Origin of the sequence: Serinibacter salmoneus (genome assembly GCF_002563925.1) — a bacterium.
In the GTDB taxonomy this organism is placed as follows: domain Bacteria; phylum Actinomycetota; class Actinomycetes; order Actinomycetales; family Beutenbergiaceae; genus Serinibacter; species Serinibacter salmoneus.
Genome location: NZ_PDJD01000001.1, coordinates 2,822,396 through 2,844,563, shown reverse-complemented (window position 1 = coordinate 2,844,563; position 22,168 = coordinate 2,822,396). Strand labels below are relative to the sequence as shown.

Below are 22,168 nucleotides of genomic sequence, written 5' to 3'. Positions count from 1 at the left end.
GGTGCCCGGGTGGGAGAATGGCCGGGTGAGCACCGACGACGTCTCCGCCCAGGCCATCCGCACGCGCATCGACGCCCCGCCGAGTTGGCTCGGCTCCCCGGCGCACGCCCGCTGGCTCGAGATGCACACCGACGACCTGATCTCCTTCGCCTCCGCGAGTTCCATCGAGGCCGGCTTCGGGTACCTCGACGGCGAGGGTGACCTGCGCGGCGGTGCCGCCGCGATCACCGGCGAGGCCGAGCTGTGGATCACCTGCCGGATGACCCACTCCTACAGCCTGGGCGCCATGCTCGGGCGGCCCGGGTGCGCCGTGCTGGTGGACCACGGCCTGCTCGCCCTGCGGGAGTCCTTCGCGGACCGCGAGTACGGCGGCTGGTTCTCCAAGGTCACACCGCAGGGCCCGACGGCGCCGATCAAGGAGGCCTACGCGCACGCCTTCGTGCTGCTGGCCACCTCCAGCGCCACCCTCGCGGGCCGCCCCGGCGCCGCCGAACTGCTCGAGCAGGCCAAGGCCGTGCACTCCGAGCGGTTCTGGAGCGAGGAGGAGGGCATGGCGGTGGAGTCCTGGGACGCCGCCTGGACCCAGTGCGAGGACTACCGCGGCGTCAACGCGAACATGCACACCGTGGAGTCCTACCTGGCGGTGGCGGATGCGACCGGCGAGGACGTCTGGCGGCAGCGCGCACTGCGGATCCTGCGCCGCGTGATGGGCTACGCGAAGGACTTCTCCTGGCGGATCCCGGAGCACTTCTCCACCACGTGGGAGCCCCTGCCGGAGTACAACACCGATGACCGTGCCCACCCGTTCCGCCCGTACGGCGCCACGGTGGGGCACTGGTTCGAGTGGGCGCGCCTCGCGCTGCACGCGCGCGCCGCCGAACTCGCGCACGGCACTGCGGCCGAGGACGTCGCGTGGCTGCACGAGTCCGCCGTGGCGCTGTTCGACGCCGGGGTGGCCGAGGGCTGGGCGGTGGACGGTGAGGACGGCTTCGTCTACACGGTCGACTTCGCCGGCGAGCCGGTGGTGCGCGATCGCATGCACTGGGTGGTGACCGAGGCCCTTGGGGCGGCGGCCGCCCTGTGGCGGGCGAGCCTGGACGACGGCGTGGCCCCCACCCACCCGAGCGTGGCCCGGTACGCGGAGCTGTACCAGACGTGGTGGGACTACGCCCAGGTCGCGATGCTGGACGGGTCGGGCTCCTGGATCCACCAACTCGACGAGCGCAACGAGCCCGCGGACACCGTGTGGCCCGGCAAACCCGACATCTATCACGCCATCCAGGCCTCCCTCATCCCGCGGTTGCCGCTGTGGCCCGCCCTGGCCAGCGCCGTCAAGGCGGGCCTGCTGGATCGGTGAGCGGCGCCGTCGGGCAGAGATGGACCCCGGGTCCAAGGGGGTAGACCCGGGGTCCTGTGGCGGCGTCGTTGCCGCGGGCGGGGAGGTTCAGCGCAGCCAGGGGTTGCTGCGCACCACCTCCAACCCGCCCCACCACGTGCCGAGGCCCCAGGTGTCGCCCGCGAGGGTGACGGCGGGGATGATGAGCAGCATCGCCTCGAGCCAGTGGGAGTCGACGATCGGGTTGGTGGCGCCCTGCGCTGCCCAGGGCAGGCTCACCAGGTACATGAACAGCATGAGCAGGCTGCCGCCGACGGCCGCGATCCGCAGCCCGGCACCGGTGATCATGGCGATGCCGATCCCTGCCAGACCGGCCATGAACAGGAAGTCGCCGAAGCCGTTCGCGAACAGGTCGACGAAGGTCTGCTTCAGCGGTTGGGAGTCCGCGACCGCGTACTGCAGGTAGCTGCGCGCGGGGGTGCCGCCGTTGACGACCGCGTCCTTCCTCGCGGTGGTGAAGCCGAGCCCGAGCATCTTGTCCAGGAACGGCCACAGGAAGAAGAACCCGATGAGGATACGGGCGATTGCGAGGACCTTGCGGGCGAGGCGGCTGGTGACGACGTCGGCCTGGGTGCGGTAGCCCGCGGCGGCGACGGCGTGGCCTGCGGGGGCGGTCATGGTGGTCGGGTTCTCCTCGGGTCGCCGGTGATGACATAACTCTGCTCCCCGGTTTGTGACATAACGCGGGAACAAGGTCCCGACCTTGTGTGGGGGCGGTCACAGGGCGGTGGTGGGCGGGGTGCGGCTGTCGCTGCGGCTGCTGGCCCGGGCATGGGAGAACCCCGGCTCCAGGGGATGGAGCCGGGGTTCTCGGGACTGCGGTGCTACCGCGAGGCTGGTGCTCAGCGCAGCCTCAGTGCAGGCTCAGCGCAGCCAGGGGTTCTTGCGGACGAACTCCAGGTTGCCCCACCACTTGCCCAGGCCCCAGGTGTCGCCCGCGAGGGTGACGGCGGGGATTATCAGGAGCATCGCCTCGAGCCAGTGGGAGTCGAAGATCGGGTTGGTGGCACTCTCTGCTGCCCAGGGCAGGCTCACCAGGTACATGAACAGCATGAGCAGGCTGCCGCCGACGGCCGCGATCCGCAGCCCGGCGCCGGCGATCATCGCGACCCCGATGCCGAACAGGCCGAACATGAACAGGAAGTCGCCGAAGCCGTTCGCGAACAGGTCGATGAAGGTCTGCTTCAGCGGCTGGGAGTCCTCCACCGCGAAGTTGAGGTACCCCTGCGCGGGCGTGCCGCCGTTGATCACGGCGCTCTCGCTCGCGGTGGAGAAGCCGAGCCCGAACATCTTGTCCAGGAACGGCCACAGGAAGAAGAACCCGATGAGGATGCGCGAGAAGGCGAGGACCTTGCGCGCGAAAGGCCGGGTGACGATGTCTTCCTGGGTGGTGATGCCTCCCGCGCTCGCGGCGGGACGGTTGGCGGTCGTGCTCATGGCGTCCAACTCCTTCGTTGGTGGGGGGCGCCCGTGCGCCGGGCGGTGTGGTAGCCAGACTTCCGGCTCGGACGAGGATTCTCGCGGGCCGAAAGTCCCGACTTCACCTATCGCGGCGTCGTCAGTGCCTTCGCTCGGGGCGGGTCGCCTTCGCGCACGGCGGATGCGTGACGGCGATCTGTCGCTGCGAGTCTGTGACCTGCGCGGATGCCGGCGGGTGCGCCGCAGGGGCTCACCGATCCGCCGTGCGCGAAGCCGGTCCGCCGTGCGCGAAGCCGGTCCGCCGTCAGCGACGGGCGGGCGACTGGACCAGCACGGTGAGGCGGTCCACGCCCGGGGGCGTCGCCGCACTGAGCGCCTCGAGGTCGAGGTCGGCGAGGCCGCCGGCCGGCCGGTCCGCCACGAACCGGTCCGCCACGAACACGCTGATCTCGAAGGGGCGTGCGGCGGTGATCTCCCGCAGGCGTGCCACCGTGTCCGCGAGCCCGGGGGTGAGCCCGGTGACGATGTTCACCCCGTCCGCCGTCCGTGCCGCGAGCTCCAGGGTCCGCCACGCCCCACCGCCCACCACGATCGGCGGCGTGGGATGGCGCACCACGCCGCGCAGGCCGTGCGTCGCGACGCTCCCGGTCGCGTCCTCGCCACGACCGAGGGCCCGCAGCGCGCCGATGTGCTCGGCGAGCAGCGCCCGGCGTGCAGCCGCGGGCTCGGGGACGCGCCCCAAGGCTGCGTCCTCCCGCGCGAACGGGGAACCGGGCCCCGCCCCCGCGCCGATCCCGCACACCACGCGCCCGGGCGCGAGGTCCGCGAGGGTGTCCAGGGCGAGCGCGAGCTGCGCGGGGTGCCGGTTGTGGATGTTGGCCACCAGGGGCCCCACGCGCACTCGCTCGGTGCGGGCCGCGATGGCGCCGAGCACGGTGAACACCTCACGTGCGGCGCCCTCGCCCGGTGCGGTGGGGGAGGCGAGGGAGGAGACGTGGTCGAAGGTCCACACGCCGTCGGCGCCCTCCGCCTCCGCGCGCACCGCCGCCTCGACCAGGGTGGCCGCATCCGTGCGGAACGGGTTGAGGACCACATCGAGGGCCACAGGCCGCGGCGAATGCCCAGGTGGGGCCGCGGTCACGGGAGCAGGACCACCTTGCCGAGCGCCACGCCGTCGCGCAGCATCGCGTGCGCCCGTTCCGCCTCGGCCAGTGGCATTGCGGCGTGCAGTGTCGGTCGCACCTCCCCGGAGGCCAGGGGTCCACCGAGGTGCGCGACGACGTCGCGCATGATCGCGGCCTTCTCCGCGGCAGGGCGGGCACGCAGCGTGGTGCCGTGGATGCTCGCGCGGCGCTTCATCAGGGCGAGCACGTCCACCTCGCCCGCGCGCCCCGCCTGGGTGCCGATCACCACGAGTCGTCCGCCGGTGCGCAGCCGGCGCACGTTCTGCGCGAGGGCGGGGCCGCCGAGCACGTCGAGGATCACATCGGCGCCCCCGAGGCCCCTGACGGCGTCGGTGAGGGCAGCGGCGTCCAGGGCGCGGTGGTCCAGGACCGCCTCCGCGCCGAGCGCCTCGACGGCGGCGACGCGTTCGGGACCGCCCGCGGTGGCGATCACCCGGGCACCGAGGAGGCGGCCGATCTGGACGGCCGTGCTGCCCACGCCGCCGGACCCGCCGAGCACCAGGAGGGTCTCGCCGCGCCGCAGGGCCCCGACGGGGGTCTGGCCCACCCCGACCAGGTTGGACCAGACCGTGGCCAGCGCCTCGGGCAGGGCGGCGGCCTCGGCGTCGGTCAGGGTGTCCGGCACGGGCATGGTCTGGGCGGCGGGGACGACGGCGTGGCTCGCGTACCCGCCACCTGCCAACAGGGCCGCGACCCGGTCCCCGACGGCGAGGGTCGGTGCGGCATTTTCGGGCGGGCCGACGGCGAGGACGCGCCCGGCGACCTCGAGGCCCGGATGGTCCGGCTCGCCGGGGGGCGGCGGGTAGTGCCCGGCCACCTGCAGCAGGTCCGCGCGGTTCACTCCCGCGGCCGCCACCTCGAGCAGGACCTCGCCTGGCCCGGGCTGGGGCGTCGGGCGGGTCGCGGGGCGCAGGTGGCCCTCGTGAATCTCCAGGATCTCCACCCGGCTCAGGCTACGTCGTCGGCCGGCCTCGGCAACGACAGCCCTCAGCGCAGGGCGCGGACGGTGGCCTGCATCAGGCGGATGTGCAGCCGGAAGCTGCGGGTCATCTCGGCGGTGCTGTGCGCGTTCAGCACGAGGGTCACGCGCTCGTCGAAGAACAGGTGTGCGCCGGTCACGCCCAGGTGCCCCACCGGGCTCGGCATCCCGAACAACAGGGGGAAGAACTCCCGGTAGCGCAACCGCATGGCGCCGGCGCCGTAGCGGATGCCGGCACGGAAACGGTGGGTCGTCTCGGTCATTGCGGCGCGGGACGCCTCGCCGATGAGGGCACCGGCGCGCCAGGCGGCGGCGAAGGCGCGCAGGTCCGCCAGGGTGGTGACCACGCCACCGCCGCCCCAGTCGCAGCTCAACGCGGACGCGCGGCTGAGGTCGAGGCCGTCGACGACGAGGGGCGCCAGGTCGAGGTCCGCGCCCGGGGTGGGGCTCGTGCTGGGCGCCCCACCCGGCAGGGTGTGGAACAGCAGGCAGGTCTCGCCCATCCCGGCGGGGGTGAAGATCCGCTCGTGCAGCTGGGCGCCGAGGCCCGCGCCGCCCGCCTCCTCCAGGATGCGCGCGAGCAGCACGTACCCGGTGTCGGAGTAGTGGAAGCGCTCGCCGGGGGCGGCGACGGGGTGCTGGTGCTCGCGGGTGATGGCGAGGAGCTTCTCGGGCGTGTAGCGGTGCTCGGGGTCGCGGCGCAGACGCTCGGGGAAGGGGATGCCGGCGGCGGGGTCCTCGAAGTAGTCGGCCGCGCCGCTGGTGTGGGTGAGCAGGTGGCGCGGGGTGACGCCGGGGCCGGCGAACAGGCCGCGGGCCTCCTGCTCGGGCACCAGAGCGGTGACGGGGGCGTCCAGGTCGAGCCGGCCGCGCTCGGCCAGGTCGAAGGCGAGGGTGGCGGTCATCATCTTCCCCACGCTCGCGGCGTGGAAGCGGCGGTCGGTCTCGCCGCTGGTGAAGGTGAGGCCGGGGGCGTCCACGAGCACCTGCGGGGCGGGGAGCCCGGCGGCTCGGCGGGCGCGGTGGTGGGTGGCGTTGTCGGTGGCCCGGCGCAGTGCGCGGGCGAGCGCCTCGGGGTCGCGGACGGTGCGTGCGGTCATGGCTATACTCTCTTGAGATATATCTGTGAGGGATATTGCCACGGCGTGCGAGAGGATGTCCAGATGCAGCACGTGATCCTCGGCCTGCTGATGCTCGCGCCGATGTCCCTGTACGACCTGCACAAGCAGTTCACCGGCGGGGCCTCGCTGTTCTACGCCGCGAGCTACGGCAGCCTCCAGCGCGCCCTCGCGGGTCTGGTGGAGCGCGGGCTGGTCACGGCCGAGGCCGTGCCCGGCTCGGCGCGCGGGCGCCGCGTGCACACCGTGACGCCGCAGGGGCGCGCGGCGTGGGAGGCGTGGATGCGCGAACCGCTCACCGGTGCCGGCGCGGAGACGGCGATGCTCGCCAAGGTCTACCTCGCGGGCCTGCTGCCGGCCGAGGGGCGGGCCGAGGTGCTCGGCGTGCTGCGCGAGCACGCGGCCGCCGCGCTCGCCGACCTCCAGGCATTCGCTCGGGACCTGGACGCGCAGGAGGTCGGCGAGAGGCACGCCGAGATCTTCCGCTACCAGCGCGCCACGCTGGAGTACGGGCTGCGCTCGCACGCCCTGGCCCTGGAGTGGTTGGGCGAGGTCGCGGACGGAATGTGAGCTGCGTCGTCGTGCCCTCAGGCCGCGCCGCGGCGCTCGCGGTTCCAGCGGCGCAGCCGCAGGGCGCGGTAGAGCGCGTAGGCGGCGAACGCGATGCCGGCCAGCAGCACCCAGCGGCCGGTGGGGGAGCGCAGCGCCATCAGCACCACGCCGACCACGAGCACGCTCGCCGCGGAGTAGAGGTAGGGCAGCGCCGGCCCGGGGCTGCGGCGGATGCGCCCTCGCCGCGCGAGACTGCTCGCCACCACCCAGGCCGCGAACACGCCCACCGCGAGGTAGACCGCGATCGCGAGGGCGGAGACGTCGGAGGACACGCACCCATCCTGGCAGTCGTAGGCTCGTGCCATGCCACTTCAGGGAGAGTACGCACCGAGCACGTCCGAGTGGGCCCGTCAGCAGGCCGAGCTCATCGAGGCCTCCGGCGGGAAGGAGGGCCTGGAGATGCGCGGCAAGCCCGTGATCGTGCTGACCACCGTCGGCGCGAAGTCCGGCAAGCTGCGCAAGACGGCGCTGATGCGCGTGGAGCACGACGGCGAGTACGTGGTGGTCGCCTCCAAGGGCGGCGCCCCCGAGCACCCCGCCTGGTACCACAACATCGTGGCCAACCCCGAGGTGATGCTGCAGGACGGTCCCGTGGTCAAGGACTACGAGGCGCGCGAACTCAGCGGTGAGGAGCGCGAGATCTGGTGGGCGCGCGCCGTGGAGGCGTGGCCGGACTACGCCGAGTACCAGACCAAGACCGACCGGCTGATCCCGCTGTTCCTGCTCGCGGAGATCTGAGCGGTTCCGGACGCCATCTGTCGGGGGCGTCGGCCGGGCCGGGGGAGGATCTGCGGCCGGGTCGTCGCCTGGCAGAATGGGGGCGCCCGCCGCGCGGCTCGCTGCCTTGTGCTGGAGCGTTGGCGCTGGTGGGGCTGGGAGAGGTGACAGAGCGGCCGAATGTGACGGTCTTGAAAACCGTTGTGGTGCAAGCCACCAGGGGTTCGAATCCCCTCCTCTCCGCTTCAGGGCCGGGACGCGCGCAGCGTCCCGGCCCTTCGGCTTCGCGAGGTCCCCCCGTCCCTGTGCCGAGGTGGTTGTGCCGGTGCCGCCGTCGCCTCCCTAGCCCCGCCGAGTGCCGTCGATGACCACCAGGGGTCCCTCCGCCGCCGCTCGCTGACGGCGGATCGGCTTCGCGCGCGGCGGTTCTGAGAGCGCTGCCGGAGTTGGCGGCGCGATCGCTGCAGGTCAGAGAGGCGTCGGCGGAGCGGGCCGTTCACACAGCCGCCGTGCGCCAAGCCGACCCGCCGTGCGCGAAGCGGCGCGACGACGCCCGGTCCGGAAACCTCACGGCCTCCGTGCCGGGCACGCCGCCTGCGGAACTGCCTCGCGGTGGGGGCACAACCGCCTCGCGGTGCCTGCAGAACTGCCTCGCGGTGGGGTCAGGGGCGGCCGCCGCCGGCCATCCCGCCGCCACCCGTCCCGCCGGTGTGCTCACCCGCGGTCACGGTGGTCTCGGCGCCGTCCACCGACACCGTGTACGTCGCGGAGTACTCCACGTCCGCGGCGGAGTACACCACCGAGCCCGCGGTCTTCGGGGTCTGGACGCTCACCAGCTCCGACCCCTCGGCGTCGAGCACCGTGATCGTGGACCCGGCCGCGGCGGCCACCTCGGCGGAGAGCCAGCCCTGCGCCGAGTCGGTGGTCGGCGCCACCGCCATCCCCGCCGCACCGATCGCCAGCAGCGTGCCGCCCTCGACCACCAGGCCGTCGTCGGCGTCCAGGGCGCCCTCGCGGTCCGTCGTCGGCCCGAACACCAGCACGTCGCCGCCGGTCATCGTGATCGACCCGTTGGCGTCGATGCCGTCGCCCTCGCTGAGCACCTCCAGTGTTCCCCCGGTGATCTCGATCCACCGCTCGGCGGCGGTGTCGGAGGCCGCGTTCACGCCGTCGTCGGTGGCCGTGATCGACACCTCGGCCCCGGTGAAGGCGATCGTCGCGCCCTCGACGCCCTCGTAGGCCTCGGTCACGGTGGCCGTGCCGCCCGAGAGGGTGACGGAGCCGTCGGAGTGGATCGCGTCGTCGCCGCTGGCCAGAGTCACGGTGCCGCCGCCGATCGTGGCGGCGCCGCCGGCGTGCACGGCATCGTCGGTGGCGGTGACGGCTACCTCGGCACCCTCACCGATGACCACACTGACGTCCCCGACCAGGCCCTTGGCCCCGGAGTCGGAGGCTGCGCCGTCGTCCGCCGTGGCGGTCAGCGACGCCGCCCCCACGATCACGTCGGTCACGGCGGTCAGCGCGTCGTCCCCGGCGGTCACCTCGACTGCGCCCCCGAGCAGGGCGATGTAGCCGGCCGTGGCGTCCTCGTCGTCGTCGGCCTTGAGGCCGTCGCCGCCGGAGGTCACCGTCAGCGACCCGCCGGTCATCACGAGGTAGTCCTTGCCGCGCACGCCGTCGTCCACCGCGTCCACGGTGATGTCGCCCCCGGCGATGACCAGGCCGTCCTTGGAGGCGATGGCGTCGTTGCTGTTGCCGGTCACCGTCAGCGACCCGGTGCCACCGATGGTGAGGTCGGCGGTGGAGAACAGCGCCGCGTTCGGCTCGTCGGTCTCGGCGTCCGGGTAGACGTACTCGGTGGCATCCGTCAGGGAGTTGCTGGTGCCGTCCGCGAGCACCACCACCACGCTGTCCGCCTCGGTGACCTGCAGGGGGGAGGTGGTGGAGGAGGTCAGGTCTGCGCCGTCGAGCACGATGCTCACGGCGCCCTCCGCGGCGGAGTCCACCACGATCGCGCCGTCCTGCAGGGTGCCGGTCACCCGGTAGCTGCCGGGGGAGGTGATCGTGATCGTGGAGCCCTCTACGCTCACGCCCTCGCCCTGCACGCTCGCGCCGTCGCCGGTCAGGGTGATGGTGGTGTCGGCCTCTTCGCTGATCTCGCCGGCCTCGTAGGCGAGGTTGGCGGCCATCGCGGCCGCGACGTCCTCCCCGGCCACGGCCTCGGCGGCCACGACCCCGGAGTCCTCCTCCTCGACGTCGTCCTCCTCGGTCGCCTCGGCCGCCTCGGTTGCCTCCGCGGCGGCGACCTCCGCGGCTGCGGAGCTCGCGGTGGCCTCCTCGGTGGTCTCGGTCGCGGTGCAGGCGGTCAGGGCGGCGGCTGCGGCGACGGCGGCAGCCGCGGCGCTCAGCCGGCGGGTGGTGGTGCGGACGGATCGCATCGTTAGCTCCAGGTGCTCAGGGTGTCGAGGGCGGTGATCGTGCGGTGCCAGCGGTTGGTCGGGAGGTCCTCCCGCCGCAGCAGCGCAAGGCCGCAGGTGTACTTCGACAGGCGGCGCGGGCGGATGCCGCTGCGCCACAACAGGTGGTCGACGGCGCAGGCTCGCCCCGTCGTCTTGGTCTCGACGATCGCGTGGTCGGGCAGGCGGCGACGCACGCCGTCCGGGTCCCGCCACGCCAGGTCGGTGTCGACGGTCACGCGGCTGCCCGAGCCGGGCAGGAACAGCGTGGTGCGCCGGTAGGTCACGTCCAGTGCGGTCTGCAGCGCCTCGACCCGGTGGCCGGTGCGCTCCTGCACGGTGCGCGGCGCGAACGTGCGGGTCTCCCGCCGGTCGGCCTGCCCGAGGGCGAGCCGGTCCTTGATCGTGGTGCCGCGCGGATCGCGGGTCTTGACCTCGAGCCACTCCTCGCCGGAGTCCAGGTAGGTGCGGGTGCGCACCTTGTACCGGTTGCCGCGGCCGTGGGCCGCGAGACGGTAGGCCTCCAGATCGGGTGTGTCCAGGTAGCGCGAGGAGTAGCCGAAGGTCCGCAGCCCGCCGATCTCCAGCACCCGCGCGTCCGGCTCCGCGGAGCGCAGGTCGAGGGTGAGCAGGTCGATCGCGTCGGCCAGCGGCAGCAGGTACTTGCGGTCGGTGCGGGCCTGGAGGGAGGCGGCCGCCATGAGATCCGGCAGGGCGATGGAGGGCTGCGGGAGCATGGCGCCGAGGTCGAGGGTCGTGGTGGTGGTGCTCATCGGGTCATCTCCGTTCCGTGGCCGGGGGTTGCTGCTGCGACCGTGCTCGCCGCGCCCGCCCTGCCCGGGGCCTCGATGGCCTCGCCGAGCCGGGGTGCGCGGCGCAACTGGTAGCGCACGTCCACCGTGGTGGTGTCGTTGACGGTGTCGAGCTTCTGCACGCTCACGGTGCGGATGTTGGCGTCCAGCAGGGCGGCGAGGTGTGAGGTGAGGTCGTCCTCGTTCGCGATCGCGCGGTCCACGACGATCACCTGCTGCCGGGCCCGGCTCAGCAGCGCGGGGTGGTCGGCGAACCACATCACGGCCACCACGAGCGCCATCCCGGCGATCGCGAGCCAGGTCGGGTCGGGGGCGAGTCCGCCCAGCAGGCCGATCGTGAGGGCAGCGAAGTAGTAGGCGACCTCACGTTGGCTCAGCTCGTCCGAGCGCAACCGGATGATGGAGAGCACACCGAGGAGACCGAGGCCGAGGCCGGCGCCCACCGAGCTGCTGGCCAGCGCGGCCGAGACAGCGAACACGCCCACGTTGATCCCGAGGTAGGCCACCACCAGGTCACGGCGCCGGTGTCGCGGGAAGTAGAGGCCGAACGTCAGCACGGCAGCCGCGATCAGGTCGGCGAGGATCAGGGTGATCGTGGGATCGATGGACATCTCGTTCTCCTTCGTTGCGTTCAAGAGAAAGAGAACCGGATGGACATGGGGTGGGGCTGGCAGGAGGCTGTGGCTTTCCTGGGAGCGGGTGAACGAGGAGTGAACGGGCTCGCGGTGCTGGCGGTGTTTGCGGTGCCGGAGGTGCTGGCGGCACGTGCGGCATGCCTACAGTGGGGGAACCCGACGTGAGGAGCTGTCCGTGAGCGAGATCGCTCAGGCCGCCGTGGCCTGGATCCAGATGGCGGACTTCGCGCAGGCCGAGGGCGCGGGCAAGGCCGCCCTGGTCGGCGCCGGTCTCTCCGCTCTCCCTTACGTGCAGGAACGCTCCGCGACGGCGCGGTTCTCCGTGGTGGCGGACGTCGAGCTGCCCTACCCCATGCTGCCCGTCGATTTCCCGGTGGAGGTCGCGCTGACCACCGCCACCGGCGACCTGGTGTCACCGCGGGGTGGCGGCGCGATGCGCCTGGCGAAGATCGCCCGGGTGGAGCAGCCGCAGATCCCCGCTGGCGTGGGCGGGGAGGGGCGCGCGGTGATGCGGGGACGCACCCGCATCATCATGGACTTCGGGCAGGGCATCCCGCTCCCGCCGGGCGAGGTGTTCCAGTGGCGGCTGATGCTCGACGGCGATGCCTCCCGGATCTGGACCTGGCCCTTCCTGGTGCTCGGCCCGCGCGCCTCGGGCTCGGGCGCCGTCCTCGGCTGACCTCGCGGCCTGCAGAACCGCCTCGCGGTGGCTGCAGAACCGCCTCGCGGTGGCTGCAGAACCGCCTCGCGGTGCACCCGGAGCTTCGCGAGGTCCTTGTGCAGCCACCGCGAGAGGGTTCTGCAGGTGTGGCTCACCTCCTCGGGCCCACCGGGGTTTGGATCACGCCCCGCGAGCGGGTACCCTGCTCGGAGCCGTCGTGGCAGATGCCCTCGGGCCTCGGCCGGGACTGGTCTTGGAGACGTCGCATAGTCAGGTCTAGTGCGCGGCCCTGCTAAGGCCGTGACGGGGCAACCCGTCCGTGGGTTCAAATCCCACCGTCTCCGCGTCGTGATTCTCACGGTCAACAGCCCGGAACCCTTGTGGTTCCGGGCTTTGTCGTTCCCGGCCGTGCGCAGCCCCGCGAGAGACGACGAAGCCCGCGAGATGGTCCGCCCGGCGTCGTCGCTCGCGGGTTTCGTCGACGCTCGCTGGGCGTAGGTGCCCCGTCCCGCCCCGACACACAGCCCCCGCCCGTCGACCGCAACGCAGGCGTAACGCGAGACTCACGGGCACGCAATGCGGGCTTGAAAGTCTGCTCAATGCAAGGGGCTCCCCCGGTTCCGTGCATGCAGCGTGTGCAGGCGTGTGCGTGGACCCCACCGGAAAGGACGTACGCGCGTGCATTCACGCTCCACACTGCGTGCGGTGGCCACGGCAGGGGGTGGGGCGTTGCTCGTCGGCGCCCTCGCGCCCGCCGCTCTCGCCGCTCCCGCCGCCGAGGAACTCACCCTCGCCGGCCCCACCGAGGTGATGGTCGGCGAGGAGATCACCCTCGATCTGGCCGCTGTCGCGGCTGAGGACCTCTACTCCTACGCCGTCGAGATCGCCTACGACCCGGCGCTGCTGACCTACGTCTCGGCCACACCCGGCCTCGAGGGCGGGTACGACGCCGCAGCCCCGCAGGAGGGCGTCGTCACCGTGACCCACACCCGCCTGGGCACCTCGCCCGGCCTGGCCGGTGACCTCGCGCTGGGATCGCTCACCTTCACCGCGGTGGCCGACGGCGACGCCTCCCTGGTCGCCACGACCTCCCTGGTCGGGGCGGACGAGGCGCTGGCCGAGGGGCCGGGCGACGAGCTGACGGTCGCGGTCTCCGCTCCGGAGCCGACCCCCACCGAGACCCCCACCGAGACGCCGACCGAGGACCCCACCGAGGACCCGACGGAGGACCCCACCGACCCCGACCCGAGCGAGTCGGAGGAGCCCACCACGGATCCCAGTGAGTCCAGCACGGACGGTGACACCTCCGGCTCCGGCAGCTCGGGCGGCCTGGCCACCACGGGTGCGCAGGTCGGCATCCTCGCGGCCCTGGCTGCCGCCGCCGTGGCGGTCGGTGTCTTCCTCCTGCGTCGAAAGGCGGTGAGCGACCGATGAGCGCCACCCAGAGCATCTCCCGCAGCACGCGGCGCGTCTGCGCGGTCTCGGCCATCGCCGTCGCGTGCGCCACCACCCTTGCGGCCGTCCCGGCGGCCTCCACCGTGACCGAGCCGGCCGAGGGCGTCTTCCTGGCGCCGTACTACACCGAACTCGACCTCACGGCTGATCGCCAGGTCACCACCGCCGATCTGGACGTGGTGGCCGGGGCCCTCGGCTCCGCCGTCGGCGAGGAGGCCTTCGTGGCCGAGGCCGATGTGAACGAGGACGGCGAGATCACCGTGGCCGACCTCGCGGAGGTCTCCTCTCGGATGATCTACGACGACGGTCCCTTCGAGCTCATCGAGGCCGACGTGATCGCCATGCAGTCCGCGATGAACGCCGGCGTCACGACGTCGGTGGAACTCACCGAGGACTACCTCGCCCGCATCGCCGCCTACGACCGCGTGCTCGTGGACACCAGCGAGGGCGGGCGCGAGCTCAACTCGGTGATCGCCACCTCCGATGTGGCGCTCGAGGCCGCGGCTCAGGCGGACGCCATCCGCGCCGAGCAGGGCATGACCAGCATGCTGCTGGGAGTGCCCGTGGGGCTGAAGGACAACTACAACACCGCCGACATGCCCACCACTGGCGGCGCCGGCGCGTGGGAGGCCAACCAGACCGAGACCGACGCCACGATGGTGGAGGGGCTGCGGGAAGATGGCGCGATCATCCTGGCGAAGCTGAGCCTGGACGAGTTCGCCTACGGCTTCAACTCCCAGTTCTCCGCCGGGCAGCCGGCGGGGGAGACGCTGTACGTGGCCAGCCCGTACAACACCGCCTACACCGCGGGCGGCTCCAGCGGCGGCACCGGTGCGGCGATCGCGGCGAACCTCGTCGGGATTGGGTTCGGCACGGACACCGGGGGTTCGATCCGCGTGCCCTCCTCCTACAACCAGCTCGTCGGGGTGCGCCCCACGGTGGGCCTGGCGAGCCGCTCCGGGATCATCCCGCTGGCGCTCTCGCAGGACACCGGCGGCCCGATGGCGCGGTCGGTGACCGATGCCGCCGTGGCGCTGGATGCCGTGGTCGGGGTGGACGAGGCCGACCCGATCACCTCCACCCAGGCCGGCCAGGTGCCGGAGTCCTACACCGCCTACCTCGACGAGGGTTCCCTGGAGGGCGCCCGGATCGGCTACGTCCCCTCGATGCTCGGGGACAACCCGACCACGCTGCGGCTGTGGGAGGAGGCCAAGGCCACCTTCGAGGCTCAGGGCGCGACAGTCGTGGAGCTGACGGAGCCGGACGGGTTCGCCGATGTGCTCGGCGAGGGCTCGGGGAGCACCAACGAGTTCCGCCACGACCTGGAGGAGTACGTGGAGGACTTCTTGGCTCCCGAGGTCGAGGCCCGCACGATCACCGAGATAATCGAGACCGGGATGTTCGTCACCTCCCGTCAGGGCACCTACGAGCGGCGCGCCGCCGTGACCGAGGAGGAGTACGAGGCCTGGGCCGGGCCGGAGGGCAGCCACACGCTGCAGCTGGCCGCGGGCAAGGTGCTGGTGCACCAGATGCTGGCCGACGCCGATCTGGACGCCCTGGTCTACCCCTCCGGCAACACCTACGGCACCCAGGGGCGCAACCTGCGGCTGAGCCCGAACACCGGGATGCCCTCGGTCACGGTCCCGATGGGTCAGGCGATCGAGGCCGACGGCACGATCACCGGCGCCGGGGTGAACCTGGAGTTCCTCGGGGCGGACTTCTCCGAGGGTGAACTCTTCGGGCTGACCTATGCGTTCGAGCAGGCCACCCAGGCCCGCACCACGCCGGAGCTGTACCCGGCGCTGGACTGAGGTCATAGCAGGACGGCGACGGGCCGGGGTCCCCCGCGAGGAGTGCCCTGGTCCGTCGCCGTCGCCGTCGCCGTCGCCGTCGCCGTCGGTGGCTGCAGAACTGCCTCGCGGTGGCTGCAGAACTGCCTCGCGGTGGCTGCAGAACTGCCTCGCGGTGGCTGCTAGAGGTAGATGACCTGGCGGAACCAGGCCACGAGGGTCACGACGGCGATCGTCGTCAGGGCCTGCCACGGCAGCCGCCGCTCGGCTCGCCGGTCCGTCGCGATCTCGTGCGCGGTGAGTTCCGCCCACTCCTCGGGCGAGCGCTCGGGTCCCGGGGCTCCCGCGTGCCGACCGGTCATGACAGCACCCGTCCCGTCTTCTCCGTCTTGTCCCACACCATCGCCGCGCCCCGGGCCTCCTTCACGTAGGAGTCCAGGGTGATCGCGCACAGGATCGGCCCGTACCCCACGAGGCCCACCAGCACGGGGGAGAGCCAGTTCGCCACGCCGTCCCCGCGCGAGCCCTCGCCGCTGCGCCGCAGGGCCCGGTCCACCACCCGGCACAACCACGCCCCGAGCATGCACGCCGAGATCCACACGAAGGTGAACAGCACCCAGATCCGCTCGCCCGTAGCCGTCAGGTGCAGGCCGAACAGCGCCGGCACCCGCTCGTCGAAGAGCCCGGGGAAGAATGCCGAGAGCATCACCACCATCGCAATCGCCCCGGGGAACAGGATCACCTCGCGCCACCCGCGCCGAGTGACCGGCCCGTCCAACTGCACCCCGATGAGCATCGAGTACAGGTAGATCAGCCCGATCGAGATCCACAGCCACTGGAACGCCCGCCACAGCAGCGAGGACTCCAGCAGGTACAGGCCCACGAGCCCCACCGAGGCGAGCACCATGAACACCGGCAGCAGGAGCACGGAGAACCAGATCGCGCCGAAGGTGAGCGACCCGAGACGGTGCCGCCCGCCGTCGCCCGCCGCGCCATCTGCCGCCTCACCGGACCCCCACCACCGCGGCCGGAACCAGATCCGCCGGAACCGCCGGGTCACCTGCACGTTCCCACGCGCCCACCGCAGTCGCTGCTTCCACAGCGCGTCGATCGCCCGGGGCTCCTCCGCCAGCACCACGGCGTGTGGCTCGAACACCACGCGTCGCCCGTCGATCTGCGTGAGCAGCGTGGTCACCGTGTCCTCGGCGAGCGTGGCGGTGTCGATGCGTCCGCCGAGCGCCTCCAGGTTCGCCCGGGCGTGCAGCTGCGCCCCGCCGGCCAGGCAGGCCATGGCCCCGAGCACGTTCTGCGCCCGGCGTGCGGCGAGCTGGGCGAGCACGTACTCCACGCCCACGAACCGGTTCAGGTACGCGGTGCGGCGCGTCCCCTCGCGGATGTAGGCCGTCACGGCGCCCACCTGCGGATCGGCGAGGTGCCGCGCCATGCGCCGCAGGGAGTCCGGGGCGTAGATCACGTCGGCGTCCATGATCAGCACCGCCTGCGCCCACGGCTCACCGAGCACGTGCACGAGCCCGTGGTTGAGCGTGTGCGCCTTGCCCTGTCCGCCCTTCTCCCGTCGCAGGTGGATCACCCGGCCGGGGTGGCGCGCGGCCCAGTCGAGCACCACCGCCGGGGTGTCGTCGGTGGAGGCGTCGTCCACCACGTACAGTCGCAGCGACTCGCGCGGGTAGTCCAGGGCGAGCAGCCGCTCGATCGAGGCCCCGATCACCGCGCCCTCGTTCCAGGCGGGGATCACGACGGCGACGCGCGGCAGGGCCACACCGGCCGCCCCGTAGTGGTTGCGCCAGGCGTGCACGGGCACGAGGAGGAACTGGAGCCCCATCGTCACGGCCGGGACGGCCCCGATCACCACGAACGCCACCAGTACGATCTCGAGGGCCTCACGCATCGGCGGCCTCGGCCAGCAGCGCCGGCACCCGCGCGTAGCGCCCGACGTCGCCGGCCTCGTGCGCATCGGAGGAGGCCACGAGCCTCGCTCCTGCGCGCCGCGCTGCCGCGATGGTCGACGGCGCAGGGCACCCCCACTTCTCGTTCACTTCGATCGTGGTGCCGGTCCGGGCAGCGGTGCCGGCCCAGTCGGCCACCTGCTGCGCGGTGAGGTCGGACTCGGCCAGGCCGATCTTCGGCAGGATCGAGAACGGGTGCGCGAGCTGAGCGCCGGGGTGGCGGTGCATGACGGCGAGGTAGGACCCGATCAGCCACGCCAGCACCGTGGCGGGCGGCAGCCCGGCCGCCATGGCCTCCCGGGTGTGCCGCGGGCTCCACGGGCCGGTGGGGGTCGGCACCTGATGATCGGCGATCACCAGGTGCTGCGGCGCGGTGAGCAGGAGGTGGGGTGGGGCGTCGAGGTGCCCGACGACGTCGAGCAGCTTCGTCTCGAACCCCGGCAGCACCTGGAGTTCGGATGCGATGCCGCTCTGGGCGGCCGCCGCCAGCAGCGCGGCGCGGCGCGGCAGCCAGGTGGAGTCCACCCGCACGTGGTCGGTGATCCGCACCACCCGCAGGCCCCGGGCGATCGCGGCCGCGAGGCAGTCCGCCAGGGGCGAGTGGGCGTCGTCGGAGACGTCGGTGTGCACGTGGAAGTCCCCGGTGAGCAACTCCGCCTGCCACCCGCCCGGTGCGGTGCTCACGTGAGTGCCTCGATCTCCTCGACCGGCACCACCACGTCCTCCAGGAACCGCACCGCCGCGACCTCCGCGAACGGCACCCGCTCCGGCAGCGGCAGTCCCAGGGCTATGTCCACCGCGAGGGAGGGCATGTCCACGCCGGAGGCGATCGTGAGCGGCATCGCCCCTGAGAACCGGGGGTTGATCTCGAGCAGGGCCGGTCGGCCGGAGGCGCGGCGCCGCAGTTGGACGTTGACCACGCCGAGCAGCCCGGCGGCGCGGGCGCAGGCGGCGGCCACCTCCACCAACTCGGGGTCGGCCACGGTGCGCCCGGCGATCGCCACGCCGGAGTCCACCCGGGCCCTCAGGCGCGGCACCGCGGCGATCACGCCGGTGGGCCCGATCACGGTGTCCACGGAGTACTCCTCGCCGGGCAGGTTCTCCTGCACGATCAGCGTGGAGTCGGAGCCGATCGCCGCGAGATCGGCCGGGTTGGCGACCAGCCGCACGCCGCGCGAGCCCGCGCCCGAGCGCGGCTTGACGATCACCGGGTAGTCCCAGTCGGCGCTGATCGCGGCGGGTTCCAGCACCATGGTGCGGGGTACCGCGGCGCCGGCGGTCCGGCATGCCTGGACCAGGCGCCACTTGTCCAGGCACGTCTCCAGCGCGGCGAGCGACGGTGCGGCGAGTTCCGCGCCGAGGCTGTCACGCTCACGTGCCAGGGGCAGGAGTTCGACGTCCACGGTGGAGATCACCACCGCGATCCCGAGGTCGGCCACCCGTTGCCGCACGGTCGGCACGAACGCGGGGGAGGCGCCCGGCGGCACGAGCAGGCGTCGGTCCGCGGCCACGAGGTAGAGGCCGCTCGCCCAGCCGTCCATATCGGCCGCGAACACCTCGATGTCGCCCTCCTGCGCCTCCCGGCGCAGCAGGGAGCGAATGACGGCGACCCCGGCGGGCCCACCGGCCCCGGTCACGAGAACACGTGCAGGCATCAGGACTCCCTGGTCAGTTCTGCGGTGGTGACCGGCGCGGTCAGGTGCGCTGCGCCGTCGGGCACGCCCACCCCGGAGGCATCCCGCACGATCTCCAGCGGTTCGGCGTAGCGGCCCGTGCCGAACCGGGACCAGTACCGGGCGGTGGCGCGCACGAAGTCCGGTTCGAGGTAGTCGCGGATGGCGGTCTGGGACGCGAATGCCGCGATGAGGTGGAGCTTCGCGTCGATGTACCGGTCGATCGTCACGAACCGGGAGGGCGCGAAGTCCACGGTGGCTGAGGGGGTCTGGAAGCAGGCGACCGTGTCGACCCGCCGGGTGGCCACGAGGCTGGCGGAGGCGACGGCGCGGTGGTCCTGATGACGGTCGCGACCGGAGTGGGTGTAGACGATGGCGGGGCGCACCTCGGCCACCACCCGCTCGATGATCCCCACCGTGGGGTCGGCCGGGGGGATCGTCGTGTCGGGGAGGTCCTCCAGGAAGAGTCGCGCGCCGAGTCGTTCTGCCGCGGCCATCGCCTCGTTCTGCCGGTTCGTGGTGCCGCCGCCGCGGGCGCCACGGGAGAGGGTGAGGATCACCACGGGGTCGCCGGCGTCGGCGTGCGCGGCCAGCGTGCCACCGACCGCGATCTCGACGTCGTCGGGATGGGCGCCGATCGCCAGGACGGTGCGGGCGCTGCGCCGTGCACGCTCACCGCGCGCCCGGGCAGCGAGCGGGGCGACGGCGTGCAGCAGTGCCTGGGAGGTGATCGGTTTGGTGAGGAACTCATCGGCCCGGCCCCGCAGAGCCCGCACGGCGTAGTCGACCGAGGCGTGCGCGGTGATCACGACCACCGCGATGGTGGGGTCCTCCCGCCGGGCCGCCTCGGCGAGGTCGAGTCCGTTCATGCCGGGCATCTCCACGTCGGTCACCAGCACCTCGGGGCGCAGTTCGCGCGCGGCGGCCAGTCCGGCGGCGCCGTCGTGGCGAGTGGCCACCTCGAACCCTCGGCGCTCCAGCACGATCGCGAGGTAGTCGGCGATATCGGCGTCGTCCTCCACCACGAGCACGCGGTGCGGGGGGTCGGGTGCGGTCATGAGGTGGCCACGCTCTCGTGAGGGATGCGGGGAACGGGGGTGGCATCGGCGTCGGGGGCAGGCTCGGCGCCGCCGATGGGCAGCGTGACCGTGAAGGTCGTCCCGATGCCGACCTGCGAGCGGGCGCCCAGGGCACCGCCGTGTGCCAGCACGATGGCGCGGGTGATGTGCAGGCCGAGCCCGACGCCCTTGATGGCGCGGGCGGTGGCGGTGGAGCCACGGAAGAACCGGGTGAAGAGGTGGTCGAGTTCCTCGGCGGGGATCCCGATCCCGGTGTCGGTGACCTCGAGCACGACGGCGTCGCTCGGAGGTGCGGCCCGTGCGGGCCCTGTGTCCTCCGGGGCCGCCGCGGGGTCGACGCCGTCGCGACGCAGGATGAGGGTGACCGTGCCACCCGTCGGGGTGAACTTCAGCGCGTTGGCGAGCAGGTTGTCGCACACCTGACCCAGTCGGCGGGGGTCGCCGTGGAAGGGGAGGGTGTCGGGCGCCTCGACCACCAGGTGCACACCGGTGCGCACAGCGGCGGGTTGCGCGGACTGCGCGGCGGCACGCACCACCCGGACCAGGTCCACGTCCTCGACGTTCAGCGGGATCCGGTCGGCGTCCACCTGCGCCACGAAGAGCAGGTCTCCCACGAGGGCGAGCAGCCGCTGCGCGTTGCGTTCGGCGACCTCCAGGTAGCGACGTTGGGTGGGGGTGAGGGGCTCGTCCTCCTCCCCGAGCAGTTCGAGGTAGCCCAGGATCGAGGAGAGCGGGGTGCGCAGCTCGTGGGAGACCGTGCCGATGAACTCGTCCTTCATCCGGTCGAGCTTGACCTGGTCGCTCATGTCGGTGGCGAGCAGGATGTGCCCGATGACGCGCCCCGAGGAGTCCCGCTGCGCCGTGCTGGAGAGGTGGATCGGCAGGGGAGGACCGCCGCGGGGCAGCAGGCGCAGGCCGGTGGTGACGTCGTGCGTGCCGTCGATCCGGGCGAGCAGCGCCCGGGGCTCGGGCCCCATCTCCGGGGGCTGGGAGGCGGTGTCGACCGCGATGATCTCCGTGACCAGCCGCGGATCGCAGGGCCCGGGCTGCGCGGGGAGCCCGAGCATGGTGCGGGCACCCGGGCCCAGGAGCACCACGCCGCCTCGGGCGTCGGTCACGATCAGGGCGACGTGCACCATGGAGTCCAGCACCCCGGTGGTGAAGCTCGCCTGTTCGGCCATCTCCTGCCCGTAGCTGCGCAGCTGGTTGGACAGGGCGTTCACGCTGGCTGCGAGCAGCACGTACATCGCTGGGGTGAACAGCACGCGGGTGAGGCTGGCCGCAGAGAAGGTGTCCACGCCGAGCGCGTAGGGCAGCCCCACCACCACGGCGATTCCGACCACCACGAGCCAGAGCCAGCGGCGGCCCGAGAGCGAGGCGATCCAGAACACCGGGAGCAGCACGATCGCTCCGAACACCGAGCTCACGCCACCGGTGCCGGCCCGCAGCAGGGCGAAGGCCGCGAGGGTGAGCAGCGGCAGCACGGCCTCCACGGCGTCGTCGTGACGATCCCAGTCCATGGTCAGTGCGAGCACCGTCGGCACCGCGATGACGGCACCGGCCGCGATCACGAGGCCCGGTTCCTCGATCGGATTGCCGGGGAGCGCCCACGCCAGCAGCAGAGCGAGGGCCATCGTGGCCGTGACCGAGAGTTGGCGCCGGCGCGGGGTGGTACCGATGGAGAGCAGGGTGGAGACGGCACGGCCGGTGCGGGAGCCGGTGGAGCCCGTCGAGCCCGTTGAGCCGGTTGAGCCGGCGCTGGGGGAGGCGGTCATCTCCAGGCCGCGATGTGGCCGGCGAGGGTGCTGGCGAGGTCCCGGACCCGGAACGGCTTCGGTACGAACGCATCCGCCCCCGCGGCGGTGGTGCGTTCCCGGTCGATCGGGCCCACGCTCGCGGAGACCACCACCACGCGCGGGCGTGGTGCGGTGCTTCCCCCCAACGCGGAGACGAGGTGATACAGCACCTCGAGGCCGGACATGCCGGGCAGGGAGACGTCGAGCAGCACCAGATCGGGGGCGTGCTCCAGGATCGTGGCCAGGGCGCCCGGGCCGTCCTCGGCGGTAGCGATCACCGTGGTGCCTGCGCGCTGTGCGGCGAGCTCCATGAGGTGGCGGATGTCGGGGTCGTCGTCCACCACGACGGTGCGCCAGTCTCTGGGTGGTGCGTCGCTCATTCGCAACTCTCACAGGCGAGGGGTCGGGGGGAACTCCAC

Annotated in this window: 22 protein-coding genes and 2 tRNA genes; 8 read left to right on the top strand and 16 right to left on the bottom strand. The window is 72.7% G+C overall.

Annotated features, from left to right (window positions below):
- Positions 1-25 precede the first annotated feature (25 nt).
- Positions 26-1,357 (top strand): AGE family epimerase/isomerase, encoded by a 1,332-nt coding sequence (locus ATL40_RS12700; RefSeq protein WP_245867087.1) that lies wholly within the window; start codon positions 26-28, stop codon positions 1,355-1,357.
- Positions 1,358-1,444: 87 nt separating this feature from the next.
- Here the strand turns inward: ATL40_RS12700 and ATL40_RS12695 are convergent, their stop codons facing one another.
- The 5 genes from ATL40_RS12695 to ATL40_RS12675 all read right to left on the bottom strand — a co-directional run bounded on the left by ATL40_RS12695 (position 1,445) and on the right by ATL40_RS12675 (position 6,078).
- Positions 1,445-2,014, bottom strand: a complete 570-nt coding sequence (locus ATL40_RS12695) for a DoxX family protein (RefSeq protein WP_098469862.1) — start codon at positions 2,012-2,014, stop codon at positions 1,445-1,447.
- Positions 2,015-2,260: 246 nt separating this feature from the next.
- Positions 2,261-2,833, bottom strand: a complete 573-nt coding sequence (locus ATL40_RS12690; RefSeq protein ID WP_098469861.1) for a DoxX family protein — start codon at positions 2,831-2,833, stop codon at positions 2,261-2,263.
- A 286-nt stretch (positions 2,834-3,119) separates the two neighbouring features.
- Positions 3,120-3,920: an LLM class flavin-dependent oxidoreductase gene (locus ATL40_RS12685; RefSeq protein WP_169925978.1), complete on the bottom strand. Its 801-nt coding sequence runs from the start codon at positions 3,918-3,920 to the stop codon at positions 3,120-3,122.
- A 32-nt stretch (positions 3,921-3,952) separates the two neighbouring features.
- Entirely contained in the window at positions 3,953-4,942 is a 990-nt protein-coding gene (locus ATL40_RS12680) for a zinc-binding dehydrogenase (RefSeq protein WP_245867085.1), read from the bottom strand.
- 44 nt (positions 4,943-4,986) lie between these two features.
- The gene (locus ATL40_RS12675; RefSeq protein ID WP_098469858.1) at positions 4,987-6,078 is read right to left on the bottom strand and encodes a serine hydrolase domain-containing protein; all 1,092 of its coding nucleotides are present in this window, start codon (positions 6,076-6,078) and stop codon (positions 4,987-4,989) included.
- Positions 6,079-6,141: 63 nt separating this feature from the next.
- Between ATL40_RS12675 and ATL40_RS12670 the strand changes: the two genes are divergently transcribed.
- Complete coding sequence (locus tag ATL40_RS12670) at positions 6,142-6,666, top strand: PadR family transcriptional regulator (RefSeq protein ID WP_098469857.1); 525 nt, start codon at positions 6,142-6,144, stop codon at positions 6,664-6,666.
- Positions 6,667-6,683: 17 nt separating this feature from the next.
- Here the strand turns inward: ATL40_RS12670 and ATL40_RS12665 are convergent, their stop codons facing one another.
- Complete coding sequence (locus ATL40_RS12665) at positions 6,684-6,980, bottom strand: hypothetical protein (protein WP_098469856.1); 297 nt, start codon at positions 6,978-6,980, stop codon at positions 6,684-6,686.
- 31 nt (positions 6,981-7,011) lie between these two features.
- Between ATL40_RS12665 and ATL40_RS12660 the strand changes: the two genes are divergently transcribed.
- Together ATL40_RS12660 and ATL40_RS12655 are read left to right on the top strand one after the other, a co-directional pair.
- Positions 7,012-7,446, top strand: coding sequence for a nitroreductase family deazaflavin-dependent oxidoreductase (locus tag ATL40_RS12660; RefSeq protein ID WP_098469855.1), 435 nt, complete (start codon positions 7,012-7,014; stop codon positions 7,444-7,446).
- Between the two features lie 137 nt (positions 7,447-7,583).
- Positions 7,584-7,668 (top strand) — tRNA-Ser (locus tag ATL40_RS12655).
- A gap of 419 nt (positions 7,669-8,087) precedes the next feature.
- Here the strand turns inward: ATL40_RS12655 and ATL40_RS12650 are convergent.
- Genes ATL40_RS12650 through ATL40_RS12640 form a run of 3 tightly spaced genes read right to left on the bottom strand, consistent with a single transcriptional unit; the run spans position 8,088 to position 11,304 of the window.
- On the bottom strand, positions 8,088-9,863 hold the full coding sequence (locus ATL40_RS12650) for a carbohydrate-binding domain-containing protein (RefSeq protein ID WP_098469854.1): 1,776 nt from the start codon (positions 9,861-9,863) through the stop codon (positions 8,088-8,090).
- Between the two features lie 2 nt (positions 9,864-9,865).
- Positions 9,866-10,654: a polyphosphate polymerase domain-containing protein gene (locus ATL40_RS12645; protein ID WP_211283124.1), complete on the bottom strand. Its 789-nt coding sequence runs from the start codon at positions 10,652-10,654 to the stop codon at positions 9,866-9,868.
- On the bottom strand, positions 10,651-11,304 hold the full coding sequence (locus ATL40_RS12640; protein WP_098469853.1) for a DUF4956 domain-containing protein: 654 nt from the start codon (positions 11,302-11,304) through the stop codon (positions 10,651-10,653). Before ATL40_RS12640 ends, ATL40_RS12645 begins: the two co-directional genes overlap by 4 nt.
- A 199-nt stretch (positions 11,305-11,503) precedes the next feature.
- On the opposite strand from ATL40_RS12640, the gene ATL40_RS12635 reads away from it, so the two are divergent.
- From ATL40_RS12635 to ATL40_RS12620, 4 genes are all read left to right on the top strand, one after another.
- Positions 11,504-12,007: a hypothetical protein gene (locus ATL40_RS12635; RefSeq protein WP_098469852.1), complete on the top strand. Its 504-nt coding sequence runs from the start codon at positions 11,504-11,506 to the stop codon at positions 12,005-12,007.
- A gap of 237 nt (positions 12,008-12,244) precedes the next feature.
- Positions 12,245-12,333: transfer RNA gene (locus tag ATL40_RS12630), tRNA-Ser, on the top strand.
- Positions 12,334-12,694: 361 nt separating this feature from the next.
- Complete coding sequence (locus tag ATL40_RS12625) at positions 12,695-13,423, top strand: cohesin domain-containing protein (protein WP_143556978.1); 729 nt, start codon at positions 12,695-12,697, stop codon at positions 13,421-13,423.
- Entirely contained in the window at positions 13,420-15,255 is a 1,836-nt protein-coding gene (locus ATL40_RS12620; RefSeq protein WP_098469850.1) for an amidase family protein, read from the top strand. The genes ATL40_RS12625 and ATL40_RS12620 overlap by 4 nt, the downstream gene beginning before the upstream one ends.
- Before the next feature lie 161 nt (positions 15,256-15,416).
- On the opposite strand, the gene ATL40_RS12615 is transcribed toward ATL40_RS12620, so the two are convergent.
- The 7 genes from ATL40_RS12615 to ATL40_RS12585 are packed head-to-tail and all read right to left on the bottom strand — an operon-like array spanning position 15,417 to position 22,129.
- Positions 15,417-15,596: a hypothetical protein gene (locus ATL40_RS12615; protein ID WP_098469849.1), complete on the bottom strand. Its 180-nt coding sequence runs from the start codon at positions 15,594-15,596 to the stop codon at positions 15,417-15,419.
- A complete protein-coding gene (locus ATL40_RS12610; RefSeq protein WP_098469848.1) occupies positions 15,593-17,143 on the bottom strand; it encodes a glycosyltransferase family 2 protein in 1,551 nt (516 codons plus the stop codon). The genes ATL40_RS12615 and ATL40_RS12610 overlap by 4 nt, the downstream gene beginning before the upstream one ends.
- The gene (locus ATL40_RS12605) at positions 17,136-17,885 is read right to left on the bottom strand and encodes a PHP domain-containing protein (RefSeq protein WP_098469847.1); all 750 of its coding nucleotides are present in this window, start codon (positions 17,883-17,885) and stop codon (positions 17,136-17,138) included. Before ATL40_RS12605 ends, ATL40_RS12610 begins: the two co-directional genes overlap by 8 nt.
- Entirely contained in the window at positions 17,882-18,856 is a 975-nt protein-coding gene (locus ATL40_RS12600) for an ATP-grasp domain-containing protein (RefSeq protein ID WP_098469846.1), read from the bottom strand. The genes ATL40_RS12605 and ATL40_RS12600 overlap by 4 nt, the downstream gene beginning before the upstream one ends.
- Positions 18,856-19,932 carry a response regulator gene (locus tag ATL40_RS12595; protein ID WP_098469845.1) on the bottom strand — a complete coding sequence of 359 codons (1,077 nt, stop codon included), beginning with the start codon at positions 19,930-19,932 and terminating at the stop codon, positions 18,856-18,858. Before ATL40_RS12595 ends, ATL40_RS12600 begins: the two co-directional genes overlap by 1 nt.
- Positions 19,929-21,728 carry a sensor histidine kinase gene (locus ATL40_RS12590; RefSeq protein WP_098469844.1) on the bottom strand — a complete coding sequence of 600 codons (1,800 nt, stop codon included), beginning with the start codon at positions 21,726-21,728 and terminating at the stop codon, positions 19,929-19,931. The genes ATL40_RS12595 and ATL40_RS12590 overlap by 4 nt, the downstream gene beginning before the upstream one ends.
- Positions 21,725-22,129, bottom strand: coding sequence for a response regulator (locus ATL40_RS12585; protein ID WP_098469843.1), 405 nt, complete (start codon positions 22,127-22,129; stop codon positions 21,725-21,727). The genes ATL40_RS12590 and ATL40_RS12585 overlap by 4 nt, the downstream gene beginning before the upstream one ends.
- Positions 22,130-22,168 lie beyond the last annotated feature (39 nt).